At 59.8% G+C, this 18008-nt stretch carries 12 protein-coding genes; 5 read left to right on the top strand and 7 right to left on the bottom strand.

The window, feature by feature from the left end; all coding sequences use genetic code 11:
* Nucleotides 1–63: 63 nt before the first annotated feature.
* The gene (locus AC3IMC_RS06015) at nt 64–375 is read right to left on the bottom strand and encodes a hypothetical protein (RefSeq protein WP_490917488.1); all 312 of its coding nucleotides are present in this window, start codon (nt 373–375) and stop codon (nt 64–66) included.
* A gap of 285 nt (nt 376–660) precedes the next feature.
* Between AC3IMC_RS06015 and AC3IMC_RS06010 the strand changes: the two genes are divergently transcribed.
* From AC3IMC_RS06010 to AC3IMC_RS05995, 4 genes are all read left to right on the top strand, one after another.
* Nucleotides 661–1869: a DUF6361 family protein gene (locus tag AC3IMC_RS06010; RefSeq protein ID WP_490917487.1), complete on the top strand. Its 1209-nt coding sequence runs from the start codon at nt 661–663 to the stop codon at nt 1867–1869.
* Nucleotides 1862–3742 carry a phospholipase D family protein gene (locus tag AC3IMC_RS06005; RefSeq protein ID WP_490917486.1) on the top strand — a complete coding sequence of 627 codons (1881 nt, stop codon included), beginning with the start codon at nt 1862–1864 and terminating at the stop codon, nt 3740–3742. Before AC3IMC_RS06010 ends, AC3IMC_RS06005 begins: the two co-directional genes overlap by 8 nt.
* Before the next feature lie 46 nt (nt 3743–3788).
* On the top strand, nt 3789–6893 hold the full coding sequence (locus AC3IMC_RS06000) for a helicase C-terminal domain-containing protein (protein WP_490917485.1): 3105 nt from the start codon (nt 3789–3791) through the stop codon (nt 6891–6893).
* 150 nt (nt 6894–7043) lie between these two features.
* The gene (locus tag AC3IMC_RS05995) at nt 7044–8801 is read left to right on the top strand and encodes a hypothetical protein (protein WP_490917484.1); all 1758 of its coding nucleotides are present in this window, start codon (nt 7044–7046) and stop codon (nt 8799–8801) included.
* Between the two features lie 79 nt (nt 8802–8880).
* On the opposite strand, the gene AC3IMC_RS05990 is transcribed toward AC3IMC_RS05995, so the two are convergent.
* Complete coding sequence (locus AC3IMC_RS05990) at nt 8881–12000, bottom strand: DEAD/DEAH box helicase (RefSeq protein WP_490917711.1); 3120 nt, start codon at nt 11998–12000, stop codon at nt 8881–8883.
* Between the two features lie 289 nt (nt 12001–12289).
* Here AC3IMC_RS05990 and AC3IMC_RS05985 point away from each other — a divergent pair, with 289 nt between their 5' ends.
* Nucleotides 12290–13078, top strand: coding sequence for a type II toxin-antitoxin system Phd/YefM family antitoxin (locus AC3IMC_RS05985; RefSeq protein WP_490917483.1), 789 nt, complete (start codon nt 12290–12292; stop codon nt 13076–13078).
* 24 nt (nt 13079–13102) lie between these two features.
* On the opposite strand, the gene AC3IMC_RS05980 is transcribed toward AC3IMC_RS05985, so the two are convergent.
* From AC3IMC_RS05980 to AC3IMC_RS05960, 5 genes are all read right to left on the bottom strand, one after another.
* Nucleotides 13103–13567: a hypothetical protein gene (locus AC3IMC_RS05980; RefSeq protein ID WP_490917482.1), complete on the bottom strand. Its 465-nt coding sequence runs from the start codon at nt 13565–13567 to the stop codon at nt 13103–13105.
* Nucleotides 13568–14243: 676 nt separating this feature from the next.
* Entirely contained in the window at nt 14244–14420 is a 177-nt protein-coding gene (locus AC3IMC_RS05975) for a hypothetical protein (protein WP_490917481.1), read from the bottom strand.
* A 576-nt stretch (nt 14421–14996) separates the two neighbouring features.
* Nucleotides 14997–15518: a hypothetical protein gene (locus tag AC3IMC_RS05970; protein WP_490917480.1), complete on the bottom strand. Its 522-nt coding sequence runs from the start codon at nt 15516–15518 to the stop codon at nt 14997–14999.
* Nucleotides 15515–16411, bottom strand: coding sequence for a hypothetical protein (locus AC3IMC_RS05965; protein WP_490917479.1), 897 nt, complete (start codon nt 16409–16411; stop codon nt 15515–15517). Before AC3IMC_RS05965 ends, AC3IMC_RS05970 begins: the two co-directional genes overlap by 4 nt.
* A 362-nt stretch (nt 16412–16773) precedes the next feature.
* Nucleotides 16774–16983 carry a hypothetical protein gene (locus AC3IMC_RS05960; RefSeq protein WP_490917478.1) on the bottom strand — a complete coding sequence of 70 codons (210 nt, stop codon included), beginning with the start codon at nt 16981–16983 and terminating at the stop codon, nt 16774–16776.
* Nucleotides 16984–18008: the final 1025 nt, after the last annotated feature.

Here is an 18008-nt window from a genome sequence, read left to right as displayed (position 1 = left end):
ATCGGATGCCAGTTTTACACAGCCAAGGCGATGTTGGTGACTTCTCCCTCCGAAGTCCAACTACTAGTTCCTCGACGACTGGCGGTACTTCCATAGCTGGCACTCTGCAGCCTTGCCGTCCAGCAAATCGGATAAGCCGCGTGAGGTCACCACGCAAATGTGCCGATCGCTCTTTGCCTCCGCCTTGACGAACTCGAGCTTCTGACTGTGCTGCTCCCACTCGTTGACTACATGCTGGCTACTCAGGTCGCCATGAACTAGTAAGGAGACTTTTCGCGATAGGTCGTCTTTGTAAGCCGCGCCCGCTCGTTGGAGCATTTCGATGAGCTGGGGGCGCAGGATGTGTTTTCCGCGGACACTGATCTTGCCGGTCAACGCGATAGTCCTTTCGCCTAACGACGTAACGGTTCCCGTGCAGGTGGTCTTCATACGTCCCCTATCGATCAGACCAATTGTGCACAGCCATATCCGAAGCCCTACCTGGCGTAACACCTTCAAGCAGAAATAAGTCCTGCAGCCAAAGATTTGCTCAAGATTGCCGCAGCTTCCCATGCTGCTGAACGTCTCTGCCATAAGGTGCTGCCTGGGGGACGAAACGTTGTTGCGAAGTGCCACCACTGCATTTGTTCGGCACCAGCGCAGAAGCGAGTCCTCAGCACCATGACGTCCCTGATCTCTTGGCTCGATGCATCCACTGAGGAAAACTCGAAGATGCGCGAGCTCGTCAAGCTCTTCGGCACGCCGGAAACTACGGACGATCTCGGCATGGGCCAACTGCGGGACGTGATCAGCAACAGCCTGTTCCCCGGCACCTCCGTCCTGCACCTCGGCGCGCGCTACATGCTCCTTGTCCCGTGGGCGTACCAAACAGCGCAGCGCGGAACGAAGAATCCGGAAGACCTCTGGAAGCGCTCAGAGGAATCAGAGCGGCAGCTCATCGGTCGGTTCAAGGAAATCGGCGTGGAGAGCTTCATCGGCCGCGACGCGGGCCAAAAGGTGCAGCAACTTCCGTCTGCGGCTTACTGGTCGGCGCTTCGCCGATACGGGATCGTCAACCCAGAGACGGATCGCTCCGCCGTCGCCCAGCTGATGTGCGCAGAGACGCCTTCCCCCGAGGAAGGCGAAAACGTCTACTACATCTGGGATCCAAGCCTGCCAAAACCTCCGGAAGGCTTTCCGCAGTCCGAGGAGAACGGGCTGACGCTGTCCCACGACGAAGCTCGTTGGCTCCAGGAGCGAATCCTTACCACCTGCCCGGGCACAATGCTGGCTCACGTCGTCGGTTCCGCGATCAGTCCTGAACCAAAGTCATGGGCACCTTGGGTTGACCCGGCGTGCCGCAGCACCGAGGGCGAACCCGCCAAGTGGCTTGAAGATGCTGAAGTATTCTCTTTCATCCACAACGGCGCGACTATCCTTTATCAGCACCTTCTTGCCGAGCTATCAGGAAAGACCTTCCCCAACGAGGTCGACACTTTGGAGCCACCCCAGAAACTCCTCGAGGCGTGGGAAAACCGACGCGAAAACAAACGAGAACTCCTCGCCAACTGGGACATCGAGGATTACCTCGGCCGTGCCAAAACCCTGAACAAAGGCATTAACAGCAACACTGCGGACTTCGCTCGAGCAATGCTCGCCGCCGCGGTCAGCGCAGAAAAGCTGATCCACAACGCAGACTTCCGCGCCGTGGTCGAAACCCGGGAAAAGCTGATGAAGAAGTCCAACTCACGCTTTCGCAACGAACGCCGGCTCCGTTCATGGCAACCCCCGACCCAGGTCGCGTCGCTGACCTTCCGCTGGACTCAAGTCCGCCGGAACGTACTGGATATCCACGCCGGGCTGGCAAGGGAAGGGCAGGCAAATGCTTAATCCAGCAAACAGGCAGGCACTCACCCAGCAACTGCGCCCGCCAGCCGGATTCCGGCTCGTCCACGCAGTGGGTACCACCTTCACTTTGGACATGACCAGCGCGCTGTCGGTGCCGCTGAGCTTCGTCGCCGGTTCGGGAGAAGAATTCACGAACGCGGTGGCAGTTCTCAGTGCCCTGCGTAAAGTCTCCGACCGTGTAGACATCTTCTGCCAGGCCGGCCACATCAAGGCACCTTCGGACGCCTCCGATCTGCTCGCACTACTGGAACCCATGGTCCACCAGGTCAGCGTCAAAAGCGGCCTGTTCCACCCCAAGGTCTGGCTCCTCGAATTCGAGAACGACGGCGAGCGCCGGTACCGCTTCCTGTGCAGCAGCCGCAACCTCACCACCGACGCCAGCTGGGATCTCCTCGTCCGGCTGGACGGCGAACCAGTGCAGGACGTCGACGACGTCGGCCCGGACAGCGGGCCTCTTGCGCGGTTCATCGCCGGGCTCCCCAGCCTCTGCACAGTAAAGCCCGACGCCGACCGGCTGGCCAGGGTGCGCGGCCTCGCCTCCCGCCTGGCGAACGTCCGCTGGGACCTGCCCGAGGACATCCACCGTCTGGCGTTCCGTCCGATGGGCATGGGAGAAGACTTCGAACAGGGCTCGATCGTGGCCCACCTCCGAGACCCAGAGAACTTCATCGCGCTGAACAACAAAACGGGGAACGCAGCCTTCCTGGGACGCGACAAGCTGGTCGTCTCGCCATTTTTGGACGACCGGCTGATTGGCCGGCTGCAGGACCGCTGGACAGAGAACCTCTACGTCTACTCGCGAGGCGACCAGCTGGACCTTCTCAGCGAGAAGACCGTGGCGGACACCCGGACGTCCTTCCAGGCTTTTGACGAGCTCGGCACCCCCGAGTCGGCGGACTCAGGCTTGAGCGAGATGGGCGAATCAGGAATCCAGCGAGTTGCCGATGATCTGACCGGTCTACACGCGAAGGCCTACTTCTGCGACTACGACCACTTCACCTATGCACTCCTGGGTTCCGCTAACGCCACCGAGGCGGGCTTCACCAAAAACGTTGAATTCCTGCTGGAGATGCGCGGAGCCAAGAAGCGCCTCGGCGTCCAACGAATCCGGGAAAGCATGAAGGACGTTCCCTTTGCGGTCTATGACGGCACGGGCGGTCAGGCCCGCTCGAAGGAAGACAAAGCAGCCTTCCGGCTGGAGAACGCGCTGCGGGATGCCGCAGCCCACCGGTTCCTTTTAGACGCCGTGCCCGATGGCGGACCCAAGAACGCCTTTACAGTGACCGTCTCGCATGACTGGTCACCGGGGCCTGAATTCACCGCGACGCTAAGGCTACTCTCGCTCCCCCAGCCAAGCGCCGTCGTCGAGCCCTCCTCTGGTCCGCAGGAACATTCCTTCCGCGCAATACCGCTCGCCGACGTGACCCCTTACTTGGTGCTCACGCTCGAGGATTCGGGCGCCGGACTGTCCAAGAGCACAGTTATCCAGGGCAGCCTGCGGACAGACCCCGATGGGCGACTGGACGAGATCGTTGCCCGCCAGCTGGACGATCCGCAGAAGCTCCGTCAGTTCCTGCTGCTGTTCCTCACGCCCGAGGATGCGCTGCCCGGCTCCGGAACCGGCACCGGATGGTTCGCGAGTTCCGGGTTCGGAGACGGATCGACCGCCGGGCTCTTCGAGGCGATGGTGGGCGCAATGGCTGGTCCGGACGCGTTGAACGTGTTCCCGGACTTGAAGGTAGTCATGGACCGGCTGCTCGCCCTTCGCGGCGATGATCCGGAGATTCAACAGCTGCATGCATTGTGGACGGCAGCCACGGACGCACTGGACATGGGGGAACTTCATGGGGTTTGACGCAACGCCTGCACTGGACGGCCTCCGCGGCTTCCAGCGCCGGACCGTGGAACACGTCTTCAAACGCCTGTACCTGGACGACCAGCAGGCGGACCGCTTCCTGGTGGCCGACGAGACCGGCCTGGGCAAGAGCATGGTGGCCCGCGGGGTTATCGCAAAGGCCATTGAGCGGCTTGATCAGTGGGACTCCGGAGTGGACCGGATCGACGTCGTCTACGTCTGTTCCAATGCTGACCTGGCAAAGCAGAACCTTAGCAGGCTGAACGTCACAGGGCAGAAGGACATCATCGAGTCTGGGCGGCTCACACTGCTACCCACCGAGTTGGCGAAACTCAACGCTCCAGCGGCGCCCGGGACCCGAAAGCGGGTCAACTTCATCTCGTTGACTCCGGGAACCTCGTTCAACGTGGGAGGCGCGACAGGTCAGGCACGGGAGCGGGCCGTGCTATTCCGCATCCTGGCGCAGCTCGGCGTCATTAGCGAGGAGCAGCATTCCGACGCCGTTGAGCTTCTTCGCGCCGGCTCCTCCACCGAGCGATTCTCTCGCCGCGTGCAATACATGCACGAGCAATTCCCTGGTGGTTTTTCCGTCCCGGTAAAGAACCGTTTCCGGACGATCGCCCACCAAAGCGGCAATCTGCCCGCGTTCCGCAAAGCCCTCCGTGAAGCTTCGCGCGATGGAGCTAATGCTGTTCGGCCCCGCATGAGTGCCATTATCGGTGGCCTACGGGGAGACCTCGCCCAGGCAGGCCTGGATTGCCTGGAACCGGACCTGATCATTCTCGATGAGTTTCAGCGCTTCCGCGATCTGCTCTACTCCCCCGGCACCGCGCCAAGCGATGAGGATCCCGCGGCGGAGCTCGCCCGGCAATTCCTCAGTTACAAAGGGGCCAAGCTCATCCTGCTATCGGCTACGCCGTACAAGGCGCACACGGCTGCGAACGAGGCCGACGGCGACGATCACGCCGCGGACTTCCGACAGCTCCTGCGGTTCCTGAGCAGCGAGGATTCCAGGTATATGGAAAGCCTCGAGGCGGATCTGGACGATCGGCGGACACAGCTGCTCAAGCAGGTCCCGGAGGATGCGCTGACTCAGCGGATCGAAGACCGGCTGAAGATGTTTATGGCCCGGACGGAGCGCCCGCAGCTCGGCAAGGATGACATGCTGTCGGTGATCGAGATGGCACCTACCGATGTCCGGGCTGCTGACCTTCGCAGCTACAAATCCCTCTCTTCATTGTTCCGCGCCACCCGCTCGGGCAATCCCATGGAGTATTGGAAGTCCGTGCCGATGTTCGCCCACTTCCTGACGGACTACAAGGTGGGGAGGATGCTGGACGGGCGGATCCAGTGCGACCGCGAAGCCGTTGACCCGGTGCTGCCCACGCTGACCACAATCGATGCGGATGCTTACCGCCGCTATGGCGCCGTAGAAACTGACAACGCGAAGTTCAGGGCCGTGCGGGACCACACAATCGGGCAGGGATGGTGGAAGCTGCTGTGGATGCCGCCGTCGCTCCCCTATGTTGAGCCTTCCGGACCTTTCGCCGAGGCAGGCGCAGCCGTCACTAAACAGCTGGTCTTCTCCGCGTGGAACGCCGCACCCACGGCGATCACAACCATGCTGTCCTATGAAGCGGAGCGACAGATCCTTGAAGGGTCGCCGGTGCACGGCGAGAACACGGCGGAAGCCCGGAAGCGATTCCGGGGGCGACTGCGGTTCCGCGTCCGTGATGGCGAACCACAGGCTATGTCCACCCTGGCGTTGTTCATTCCCCATGCTGCCCTGGCTTTGGTTGGCGATCCGTTGCAGGCTGCAGCCAGAAATGGATCGCTCGCCGCTGCAAACGCCGTTCGAGAAGCCGCGGCAGCGGCCGGTACCGCATTGGTGGGCAGTGCCGCCGTCGAGCCCTCAAACCGCCTCGGTGCCTGGGCTTCCTATTTCTCCATTCCTGGCGCGCTTCCTGCTGAATGGGCAGATGTCAGATTGGCGGCAGCCGAGCTGCGAGAGTTGGACAAGTCCATCCAGGCGGAGGGTAAAGCTTCCGAAGCCGTGGAGTTAGATGATGAAGGTAGTTCCGAGGCGGGCCTTTACCTAGCCCACGTTGACCGCATGTTGGAGGCAGCCGCCGGTAAGCCAGCTTGGGAGGACGGGATTGAAGACCTGGCCGTCAACTCTCCGGCCAACTGCATGTACCGGGCCTTGCGGCGGATTGTTTCGGATGACTTCGACGGCGCCGAGCTGTGGAAGTCAGCAATATTTGCGGCGACCGGACTCCGGACGCTGTTCAACCGCCTCGATGTCACCGAGCTGCTGGACAGGCTTTACCCTGAAGGCGATTACTGGCAGAAGGTGCTCCGCTACTGCGAAGCGGGGAACCTCCAAGCAGTGCTGGACGAGTACGTCTTCCAGCTCCGCAGCCAGCAGGGCCCTGAAGCCATCAACAAAGAACAGCTGCGGGCGCTGGCGGGCGACATCCGGCGGGCCCTGACCCTCAAGCCGGCGCAGATGCTCGCGAAGTACCCCGATGGCTCCCATGAGGATCTGCGTATGGGTGTTCGCTTCGCGGTCCGCTACAGCAACAGCAAGACCGAGGACGGCGACAGCAACCGTATGCCCGAAGTGAGACGGGCTTTCAACAGCCCGTTCTGGCCATTTGTCCTGGCTTCCACCTCCGTGGGGCAGGAAGGCATCGATTTCCACTGGTGGGCACACTCCGTGATCCACTGGAACGTTCCTGGGAACCCTGTCGATTTCGAACAGCGTGAGGGTCGAGTACACCGGTATCTGGGGCACGCTGTCCGGAAGAACGTGGCAGCCGCCCATGGTGCCGCGGTGCTGAAGCCTGGAGTCAGCGATCCTTGGAGAACGTTGTTCGAGGTCGCGGCGGCCGATGTCGCCGCGCAGCCTGCAACTGCCAGCACTGAGTTTGCTCCTCATTGGATTCATCCTGGAGCTCACAAGATCGAGCGCCGTCTGCTGGATCACCCGCTGAGCCGGGACGTACCGCGGACCAAGAACATGCTCGCCGGGCTGGCAAAGTACCGGCTGACTCTAGGTCAGGCCCGGCAGGACGACTTGCTGGGACTGATCAAGGACGGGGCGGAGATCAAGCCTCTGGATCTGCGGCCTCAGTCACCGCTTCATTAGTCCACATCCCGCAAGCACTCGACGCATGGTGCAAAGGCCAAGCCTTCGGGACGCGATTCACCGGCGGCTTCGGAAATTGTCTGAGAATGCAGATAGTCTTTCGCCGGTACGGCAAGAAGATAGCCGGTACGGCAAGAAGATAGTAGAGGAATGATGGCAAGGCTCGACGACGAGCAGCAAGCAGCACTGCGAAAGTTCAAAGAGGAAGCATTGGCGGTCAAGCCGCCCTCCCAACGCCCGAGAACCACGATTCCGCCTGAACCGCGTGTGGATGGCGGCCTCCTGCCGCCTCACGAGGTCGCCCAGATAGTGGGGTGCGAGGTTCGAGATGTCCTCATGATCCTGCGTCAGCTGGGGTACCCGAAGAAAACGTTCGCCTCGGGACTGACAATCGGCGAAGCAGAAGCCGTGCGGGAGACATGGAACGCATCGAACTCGGCCTCGGTTCGTCCGACGTTACCTCTTGAGTTTGTAGCCGCGGAACTGGAAGTAGACCTTCCTCTGCTGGTCCTCGAAGCCAAGCGGGCAGGAATCCCAGTTCGAGGTGGTTGGGATGACTTTAAGCTATTCGAAGTCGAAGCCGACCATTTGCGACGTGTCCTAACCTCGCGGCGAGCGCAGTTGATGCAGCCAGCGGAGCCAGCTCTTGGTTCGGTCCGAAGCTCGGCCCTTGCAAAGACGTCGGCACCCAAACGCATTAGTACGTCGGCTACAACCGGCGAGAGACCCGCACGCATAGCCAGCGAGATGACTAGCAAGGTAATTCCTGCAGCCGCGATCAACCTCGCTTCCAACACGCGGCTCTTCCCCGTGACAAGGACCACCACCTTGCCTGTTACCGGGGGAGCTCTCATTCCACCGAAACCGGCCAGCATCATCAGTATTCAGCGCGCTCAGGTTGCACGTTCGAAGGCTCTGGAGACGGACCCAGACAACAGGTCGATCATGGGTGGTTTGCAGGTGGCACCCGAAGCACCCCCTCTGGTCACCACAATCGGCAAAGGATCTTCCGAAGTCGAAGCTCTCCAGCAAACTCTTGGCGGTTTTGCCCCAAAGGACCACGCTGTCCTATTCCGGGAGCTGGGCGCCGTGCTTAGCTTGGACGAGCAGATTGTCCGCTCGCTCCCCGCAAACACCACGAAAACTCGCATTACCGGCTCGTCCCTCCGAAGCTTGATGCGTCTCGTATGCCACGGGAAGTTCGGGCTCTTCGCCTATCACGAAGTCAGCAACACCCTCCGATCTGCCGCCCGGAAGAATTGCCGAACTGCAACGCCCTCCACAATCACCAAGGCGCTCGCAAATTTCCGGCCAATGCATACCGGCGTGCTCACAGATCTGGGTAAAAGCCGATTCATGTTCTGGCATGTGGAAGGGAATGGCAGCAAGCTGGCAACTGTAACGTTTGCCGCCATGGCTGACTGGGTTTTCGGAATTGAACGGGGACAATATGTTCCGCTCCGGGGCCGTGTAATATCCGTCGCTCGCGGAGCGCAGCTGCATAATGCAGACCGCGAGGATGCACAGTTTATGGCTGAAGCGGCCCTTAAGCTCCGGAAAGGTATACATATCCGGAGAACAGCCGCTGTTGACAGCGCGCAGCGAGGACGGAACTATCTCGACAACCGCGCCGCACAAACTCAGCGTAACCTCACGTACAAGCCGCACAGTGATTGGCTGATCCCCGTTGTCATTGAAGACGGATTCGTCACTGGGGGACTCCGCGAGGGGTTCTTCTCCAACTACGGAGGCAAAGCAGCCCATGCCGTCAGAGGCTTTGTGCGCCGCGCACCAGGGAGCTCCGTTAACGATCCGAAGACGGTGTACGTGAGCGCCCACATGCGCGGGGGCTACGACGTCGGGGACATTAGCTTCATGCCCACGGTAACGATTCTGCGAAACAAGTAGCGACGGAGGTCGGTCCTGCCGCATCGTCGGGTATGGAACACAAGGGCGGCGTATGTGGCCTGCAGGATCTGAGGAGCGGTTACTGAGCAACGGCAGCAGCCGTAGCGAATACATCTGCGGGCATTGGACGGCGTAGCTTCCAAGTAATGGCGATCGGTCTCTCGCCCGAGTGCTGAACGTAGTCCACCTGTCCCAGGCAGGTGTACGGAACTGTCAGCCCGGTCTCGTCGTCGGCTGTATCCCTCGTGAAGATCAGAGTCTTCGACCCATACGATGTCGGGTCCAGATATCGGCGCCCCGTCGGGCTGCCAGGCGAGGTAGCGTTCTGCGATTCCCAATGGAACAGTTCAGGACTGATGGCGTAGTCCTTGTACATCGTGGTCGTCGAGTGCTTCTTGTCGTCCTTGTTGAGCGTGACGAAGAAGGCGTCTGTCGCAGTCGCCGGGCACCAGGCCACGCCCTCGCGGTGCTGCACGTTCTTTCCCTGTTCCAGCGAGCCGTACTCCAGCGCCGCCAGTACTTCCTCGCGCCGGTAGGTGGCATGTGAGAGCAGCGGAATGTGCTGCAGGCCTGCGCCTAGGCTCTTCGCTGCATGTTTCGATGCGGCCACTCCCAGCTTGACCACCTGGCGGATCTCGCGGCACACAAACTGGTAGCTCCGCAGGTGGTCCAGTCCGTCGTCGTACGTTCTGAACCCGCCGCCGTCATCCCACAGCGTGTAAAAAAGCATGCGTGCAAAAGCCTGCTCGCGCATGCCAAGCTCCGCATAGCGGGGCGCGTCGGGAGCGACCAGCATGGAATAGGCGGCCGCACGTTCCGGATCGTCCACGTGAATCAGCGCGGCCATGCGGCCCAGCAGCTTCTTCTCCTCCGCGTCCGACAGCTCCTCAATCTTCCCCCGCAGCACGGTCTCAAGGGGTGAAAGCCCCTCGATCAGCCCAGCCTGTCGGAGGTAGCTGGTCCATGAGTCCCTGGTTGAGCGGTAGATCGTCTTCACTTCATTCCCCGACCGCTTCAGATAGGCCTCCAGCTCGGTCTCGGCGTACGAGGCAATGTCCCGGACCAGCTGTGCCCGGTTGAACCGCAACTGTGCCTTGATGTTGTCCAGGACCACCTTCTGCGCCACCCGGTCCAATACGATCTGCGAGCCGGACGGCAGGTACGGGAATTCGTCCTCGACGGCCTTCTCCAGTTCCTTGCGGCCGTAGCCGGTCAGTGCCCGGTAGCGCAGATCAAAGCGGAACTCACGGCGCTGCTGGCCGATGAAGTCCAGGACCGTCAGCACCGCCTTGCCCTCGGCACGGCGCAGTCCGCGTCCCAGCTGCTGGAGGAAGACGGTGGCGCTCTGCGTGGGCCGGAGCAGCAGGATGGTGTCCACCTGCGGCAGGTCCAGGCCTTCGTTGAATAGGTCGACGGCGAAGATGCAGTTGATCTCCCGCTTTCCCAGGCGCCGGAGGGCTTCCTCGCGGTCTGTATTGTCAGTGGTGCCGTCGACGGCGACGGAGGCAATGCCGGCGCGGTTGAACACCTCGGCCATGTAGCGGGCGTGCTGCACCGAGACACAGAAGCCGATGGCACGCATCTGGCCGGTGCTGGTGACCTTGTCTCGGAGTTCGCGGATCACTTTGGCGGCGCGGGCATCGTTTCCGGTGTAGAGGGCGCTCAGCTGGGTGGTGTCATAGTTGCCGCGTTTCCATTCCAACTGGCTCAGGTCGACGTCGTCGGAGACGCCGAAGTAGTGGAACGGCACCAGCAGGTCAGCGTCCAGGGCGTCCCAGAGCCTAAGCTCACTGGCGGTCCGGCCATCGAAGAACTGCTTGGCGACGTCGACGCCGTCGCCACGTTCCGGGGTCGCTGTGAGTCCTAGCAGCTGCTGCGGTTTCAGATGGTCCAGCAGGCGGCGGTACGTGGGCGCCATGACGTGGTGGAACTCATCGATGACGACGACGTCGAAGAAGTCTGGCTCCAGCTGCTCGATGCCGAGGGAAGACAGCGACTGGACGGACGCGAAGATGTGCTTCCACTCCTGCGGCTTGTGGTCCCCCACGTAGAGCTCACCGAAGGCGCCGTCCTGCATGACGTCACGGTAGGTGCGCATCGCCTGCTTGAGAATCTCCTGACGATGGGCGACGAAGAGTAGTTTGAGGTCGCGGCCGGCAGTTTCGCTTAGCCGTTTGTAGTCCAGAGCGGCGATAACCGTTTTGCCGGTGCCCGTGGCAGCGACCAGGAGATTCTGGTTGAAGCCCTTGAGGCGCTCTGCTTCCAGATCCTCCAGCATTTCCTCCTGATGGAGGAACGGCTGAATCTCAAGCCCAGTAGTTGCATCCGGCGCCGCTGTGCGACGGCCGCCGTTCCGTTCCAACGCAGCGTCCAGCTTTTCGCCGTCGCGCTCCGGGTCATAGCTCTGGAAAGCCCGCTGCTCCCAGTAGCTGTCAAAGGTGACCTCAAACTTCTGCAGGAGGGCGGGTGTTGCGACGGAACTAAGCCGGACGTTCCATTCCAGCCCGTCCAGGAGTGCAGCCTGGCTCAGATTAGAGCTGCCGACGTAGGCAGTATCGAAACCCGTGTTGCGGCGGAACAGCCAGGCTTTGGCATGCAGCCTTGTGGCCTGGGTTTCGTAGCTGATCTTCACCTCGGCCCCGTACCTGTTGACGAGCTCGTCAATGGCGCGGCGTTCGGTGGCACCCATATAGGTGGTGGTGATGACTCGGAGTTTGGCGCCGCGCTCTCGGAGCTGCTCAAGGGCAGGTTCCAGAAGCCTAAGGCCAGTCCAGCGGACAAAGGCGCAGAGAAGGTCCACCGTGTCAGCGGACTCCATCTCGGCCCGAAGCTCGGCGGCGAGATTGGGGTCCTCCTTGCTGTTAGTCAGCAAAGCGGAATCGCTCAGTTTGGTGTTGGGGCGGCGCAGCTGCCGGCGTTTCAGAGCGTCAGGTCGGTAGAGGGACTGAAGCAGGGTGGGGCCTGAAATAATGTGATCGCCACCATGTAACTCGTGGAGAAGTCGGTTTGCTAGGGCAACCCTGTCGGTTGGCTTGGCTGCGGTGAGGGCTTTCCGAACAGCATCCGCTACATAACGGGAGAGGACTTCTGGAGAGTCTTCATCCTCAATTTCCGCAAAAAACGGCTGCAGGTTCGGCTTGGTGTCTAATAAGCGCTTGAGCCCATCTGTGTTGAGAACTTCGTATAATCCTTCGTGCAGCCGCTCTTCTGACTCTTCCCCTTGAAAGTTCGGCACTGGGCCAGGCTATGTGTTTCCGTTAACAAAGGCCACAATGTGACTGGCGGCGATCTCATCGGAGCGAGCAGGAGGTTCTTTTTTAGTGCCTGATCACTGGGTCCTTTCACAGGGGATGCCGACCACTGCGTTCGAGCTTGCGAGCCGAAACAGGTCCTCTTGCTGTCGAGAGACACAGCTTCACAAGCCGTTCAGTGCCGATCAGTTGATAATGCTGATATGATGTCAGACACTTGTCAGACGGGAGGCTATCATGGCTATGCTTAGCATTCGCGATCTTCAGCGAAACGCTCGGGACATCTTCGACAAGATAGAGCTCGGCGGTGAGCCGATGGTGATTACCAGGCATGGTCGTCCAGTCGCAACCCTTATGCCAGTCGATCAGAGGCAGGCGGAGGCCATTCTCGTTTCCACCAGCGAGGAGTTCGTCAAGAGCCGTCACGAGGCACAAGACGCTCGCGCAGAAGGCCGGACCTTGGACGTGAAGGATGCGCTTCGCGATGCCTTGGCATCCTCCCAAAGTCGAGATGAGGAAATCCAACCGCTCCATGATATTTCTCTGACAGCGCTCCAATCGTGGGTGAAGAATTACGCTTACACAGAAGTCGATCGAATCAGTGACACTGTCACACGGCAGGCCGTTGAAGCAGCCACTAATCGAAATCCGAGGAGCGTGGCCACCGAAAGTTGGCAGCAGACAATCGCCACCATGAATAACGAGTTAGTTCGTCTTAATTTGTATAAAGAGTTGCTGGAACTCGCTCATGTTCGAGCTCCTTTTGCATCAGCTCTGATGAGTTCAAGAGACCTACAGGACTGGCCCTTTGAGCGTCAGCAAGTTCGGTGCGCAGTGCTTAACACACAGACACTGGTTGAGAAGATCAACCGCAACTTTGTGGTGCACTTTAGCCGAGATGACCCCGAGGAGTTTAGGAAACTTTTCACGGCAGGTCTCCACGGAGCGGTAATTTCCGCAACCGGAGAACTCGAAGAGGTTCAAAAGGGCCGAGATGCTGCTTCACTGGCCCTACAGAAGGAGTGACCTCACTCTAAGTTCCTCTTTGTTTCAAGAGTCAAGAGACTTAGTTGCGGGTCCTTTAGCGAGTTGTATCTCGGCCTCCCGGCTCTGGCTTCTGATGTTTTTTACAGCCACTCGCAAAACAATAGTAAGAAACACGAGCAGGGAACTGAGGGTCGCAGCTAAGAGAACCGGACCGAATGAGCCAAGTTCCAAATCTAGCGCACCAGCAATAGAGGCCATTACACCGAGCGTCAGCCAACTCAGGGCACCCAAGCTGAGGGGACGCAGCAGCATATGGCCTACTTTCGCTGGGAACATAGAAATCAAAGCGAAAGCGACGAGACCGGTTGCCAAGACCTGTAACGCCACTCCATAGAAGGCAGAGAGAACCTCGCTGGAAGGCCTTAACGCCCCTTGAGCAATCATGAGGAATGCACTAATTCCCCCGGCGATCGGGAGCAAAAATATCCAAAAGAGCTCGGTTGCATGTCTTTTACGGATACTAATCACCTAACTCCTTCGGCAACTCCAGATCACCTTCGTTGGATGCTCTTGAAGCTTCTATGAGGGATCTGCTCTTCTCCCTACTCACTACCCGCACCACCTTTAGCGCACCGTAGCCTAACTGACTGTCCCACATCTCGGGCATACCTGGATCCCATTGACCAAAAACAAAAACCTCAGGTTCTCGACGAAATATCGATAGGACAGCGAAGTCGAGAGGGAAAAAAATCCAGGACCCCTCGGAATCCTTAGGAAACGGCAGCCAGATTATTTCTCCGAGGAAATCATTGTCAAGACCATCCAACAGCCGCAAGCAACGAAGCATGTGCGCGACCGGCACAAGGTCCTCGCTGTACAGACGGGACAAGTTGCCGTTTCGATCCGTCTTTACAAGATCAACTGTAAAACATCGCCTCATTGCCACCCATCCTGACCATCGCCCACAGCGTCCAGATAGTGGGACTACTCTCCTGGCCGAAAATATGTCAAGTCTACGTTTTACAACACCGCCCGACGCCCACAGGGATCCATATTACTTCCGCACTTATGGCTGGCCTCGACCAAAACAAGCGTGTCTACCCGGGTCCCACTCTGTCGTGTATGCGAGAGAAGCTGAATCCGAGGGTCGGGTGGCAGGCCGCTGGTGATATGAAGTCAAGGCATCGGGGAGACACTGTCCGCTTCAGCCGTAAAGCCGCCGCTGCCGGAACCTCGGGAATGATTCTCGCACCCGGCCCACCGTCTCCAGCGAGACATCCACTGCCCGGACGCCCGGCAACAATCCGAGGTCAGCCTCAACCACCCCCAGCGGAGCCACCAGCATGCTCCGGTACACCGATACCGGCGGAGCCTGGCACACCGCGGCTGCGTAGACACTGTTATCAATGGCCCGCGCCGCGTTCAGTGCCAGTTACTGCTCCGTCTTGTGCTCGCCCGGCACCCAGGACGAGCAGACCAGCAGAACTTGCGCGCCGGCGTCGGCGAGCGACCAGGCCAGTCCGGGAACCGCAGGTCGTAACAGGTCATCAGGTCGAACCGCACTCCCCCGTGATCGAAAACCACCGGCGCCTCGGACCGCCCCGGCTTGATGAACGTGGACTCCTCAAAGTCCTGCGCGTCGAAAAGGTGGATCGCCCGCTGCTGCATTCGAAGTCAACCGAAATGCTTGGGCGCAAGCATCCAGGTGATTACTTGGGAGTTTGCTTGAGGGCGGTTACCGGAAGCCGAACGTGACGCTGGTGAAGGCGCTGGCAACGGTACTTCGGGCTGTCGTAGTTCTGCTGTGGGCGACCGTCCGGTGGATGACACTAACAGTGGGCTCGTTCCTCATGTACAGCGCACATCCCAGACAATGCGTAGCCGAGCTATGCACTGTTGCTTCGCCCCCATCTATCCGTTTAGCAGTTGCGACGATAAGCCTGCTCCCGCGTTGCCCTCAAGACAACTCCATCAACTCCAACTCAACTGCATCAATCAATGCAAGCATGTCTCCGGGAAGCACAGCGTCCTTCAAAAGTCTGCCATCGTAGTCCTTCGAAAGTTGGATACCATCGAATATCGCATCCCTCCACCACTTTCCCTTGATGTAGAAACGTCCCCCGTGAGCGATTGCGTTGCGAACGTGGCGGACAAATTCAAACAGGGGACGCTTGTCAAAGTAATCCTCCTCAGCCAGAAGGTGACCCAGTTCCAAAATCATCAGATTGGGCCAAGCGTTTATCATTCCGAGGTTAGTAGAACCGTCAATCTCGCCACCGTGAAAGTAAGGCGCTATGGCGAGCTTATGCATCGGACCAGTCTTGCGCCCATGTTGAACGAAGCCGTCAGGGGGGAGATCGAAGAGTTCAAGAATTCGAGCCCTGTCTGGACGCATCGATAGGATCAAGCCGCCCACCCCTGAGTAGACCAGCGCAGCCTTCATTTCGGCTATGCGGGCAGCGATTTCACGGGGCTTCACGTACCAACCCCCTGCTTAGGTTCTTCCCGGGGAAGAAGTTCACTGTGCGCCTCCGGCGGGTACGTCCAGTAACTCGCCTGTTCGTTGCCGTAAAAGAACGTAAACCGTCCGGGCGCGGTTCCGTCATCCTCTAACGGCTTGGGAACTTGGGACTGGTATTTCGCCAGTACCGTGCGTACTGCCTCGCTAGCCTTGTAGTACTCCATGAAAACCCGTGCATAACCAACCAGGGTTACTCGCTTGTGGACCCACTTCCCGCCGGTCCAGAGGTCCTGAGATACTACTGTGCGCAGGTCCTGGAGGCTGGTGTGCACACCAACGCTGGCCTTATCCAGTGGGAACCAGAGCGTAAGGGAAGTCCGGTTCTCCCTTTGAAGGGCTGTCTGTAGGTCCAACGGCAGGTCGGCGGCGTAAGGAACGATCTCCTTGTAGGCGGACGCTGCCAAGGAAAGTCTGAAAGCGATGTGGGCTGTGATGTCGTCATTGTGGTTGATAGCCCTCAGCACTTTGGTTAGGTGCTCCTCCGTGACCCGGTGCGGAGGGCATGATGCAACCCGTTCGAGGTCCCGGACCATATCCATGCCCGAGGAAGCGATTGCTTCCAGAGGCATCGCCAGGCTGCGGAAGCGGGCCTTCTCCTTCCGCCGTGCCGGCTGTGCCACGACAAGGAGATGAAACAGGAAAGCGCTGAGGTAGGCAATGCACAAGTCAAAAAGCCACGGAAGAGGATCTGGTTCTTGTTCCCCTGCCGCTGGGACTAGCTGCGGAATATTGCTGATGAAGACGGTGACAGCCACGCCAATGATGGCAATACCGGCGAGTATGTTGAGGGCCAGATGCTCGCGGCCGAAAGTAAACCCCGTGTCTTCCAACCAGTGCCTGATTCGCTTCACCGAGAGAGACTACCTGTGAAGGTTCCAGGACCACACATCGTTGCCCCCTCTAGAAGCACCACCGCAGCAGCCTTACCCAAGTCTTCGGATCCAAAAAGGCCGCACCGGGCAGGAGGTTTGCGCTCTGACTCCGCGGTCACCTTCATCGACAGGTCTCACCATCGTCCAGGCACGCAGCATGGTCCGCGTCGGCCCGTACTCTCGTTACCCGTCATCGAACACTGCCGCTGCGGGAAGGATGCGGGTGACTCTCGTGCTGGCTCCAAGCCCTAGGTACCGCGCCCGACTCCAGCTGCCCCAGCGCTATCCTCACGGCTATTCCTTACCTCGGTCCGGCGCGGCCACACTACTAACTGTCAGGGTCAGGCGGCCGCCTCGACCGTCGCCTTCTCCGTGGCCGTCATCTCCGGCAGCGAGGCCATGAAATCGCGGGTGATCAGGGCCAGGATCACCACGCCCAGCACCAGCCAGGACACCCCCAGCGTAATGGCGTTGCTGTCCAGCCGGGAGAGCAGGTAGGCGCAGATGATCGCGCCGATCACCGGGATCACCACGTAGGACTTGGGCGTCAATTTCGGACGCGGCGAGTTCGCTCCGTTCCTCGTGGGGCGCTGAGAACACTATTCACAGCCGCGACACGTCAGCGGCGGATCACCGCCCCATCGGTCTCGCACTGCACTTCGGCTATCACGAGTAGGCACGCAAGATGCGCCACATCGCAAACGTGAGCGCTTGCAACTTTTTGCCGTACTGACCTCGACCAGTGTTGATTCGCTCGACAGGGTATTGCCTCCGCTGCCGGGGCCTCTGCCTGGGCGTCCATACGGTCAGAAACTACGGGTCGGATAGTGGAGTGGGCATCGCATCTCAGAATCGGAGCCGCTCTCAGTAGAATCGCTCATCGACATCCGCGATGTCATAGCCAGCTGCCTTCGCCTGCTCAATGAGGTCATAGCACGGCTTTCGACTCGTGAACCCGTTCCTACCAAACAGGCGATCACACTCTGCGTCGTCGAACTCCACGCCATAGGGGCGTTTCGCCCACCTATCGTCGTCGATTGCGATTGTTGCCCGAATTGCCATTGCGGTACTTCCCTCCATGAGACCAAATCGCGATGCCCCCAGCTAGCGCCAGATCTCCAGCGCCCGGGTCCCGCATCTCCATTGGTGCGACGCCGTCGTAGAGATAGATCTCGCCGCTCCCATAGACCGTAGCGCCGGGGTCAATCGGCTCGAGTCCTAGCCGACGTTTACGAATGTACCATCGGCCGCCTTCCGGACGAATTCGATCAGGCGACTTGTTGATTGACGCGCCTGGGCTGCTGTCTCAGAGCGTTGAGGCACCGCACGAGCTCTTCGCGCTTCTGGTCGATTGTCGCTGTCGCTGGATTTGTGCGGAAATCGAATTCCGAGTGATGTAGAGACGCCACCCGTGAGAGCACGACAAAGATTCGACCAGGTCCCGGCTGCATTCCCCATCGAGCCCTCGTTCCCAAGCGGCTAATTTCGTGACAAACCGTCAACAGCATTTCGAGATTAAGGGTTCGAGCTCACATAGTTGAAGCCGGTCGTGGGTCTTACTAGGCGGTAGAGTGCG

Source organism: Arthrobacter sp. E70, from assembly GCF_058266945.1.
This window is presented reverse-complemented; position numbering and strand designations above follow the sequence as displayed.

Coding starts and splice junctions, on each gene's coding strand:
- AC3IMC_RS06005 (WP_490917486.1), top strand. CDS start 1,862: ATGCTTAATCCAGCAAACAGGCAGGCACTCACCCAGCAACTGCGCCCG.
- AC3IMC_RS06010 (WP_490917487.1), top strand. CDS start 661: ATGACGTCCCTGATCTCTTGGCTCGATGCATCCACTGAGGAAAACTCG.
- AC3IMC_RS05985 (WP_490917483.1), top strand. CDS start 12,290: ATGGCTATGCTTAGCATTCGCGATCTTCAGCGAAACGCTCGGGACATC.
- AC3IMC_RS05995 (WP_490917484.1), top strand. CDS start 7,044: ATGATGGCAAGGCTCGACGACGAGCAGCAAGCAGCACTGCGAAAGTTC.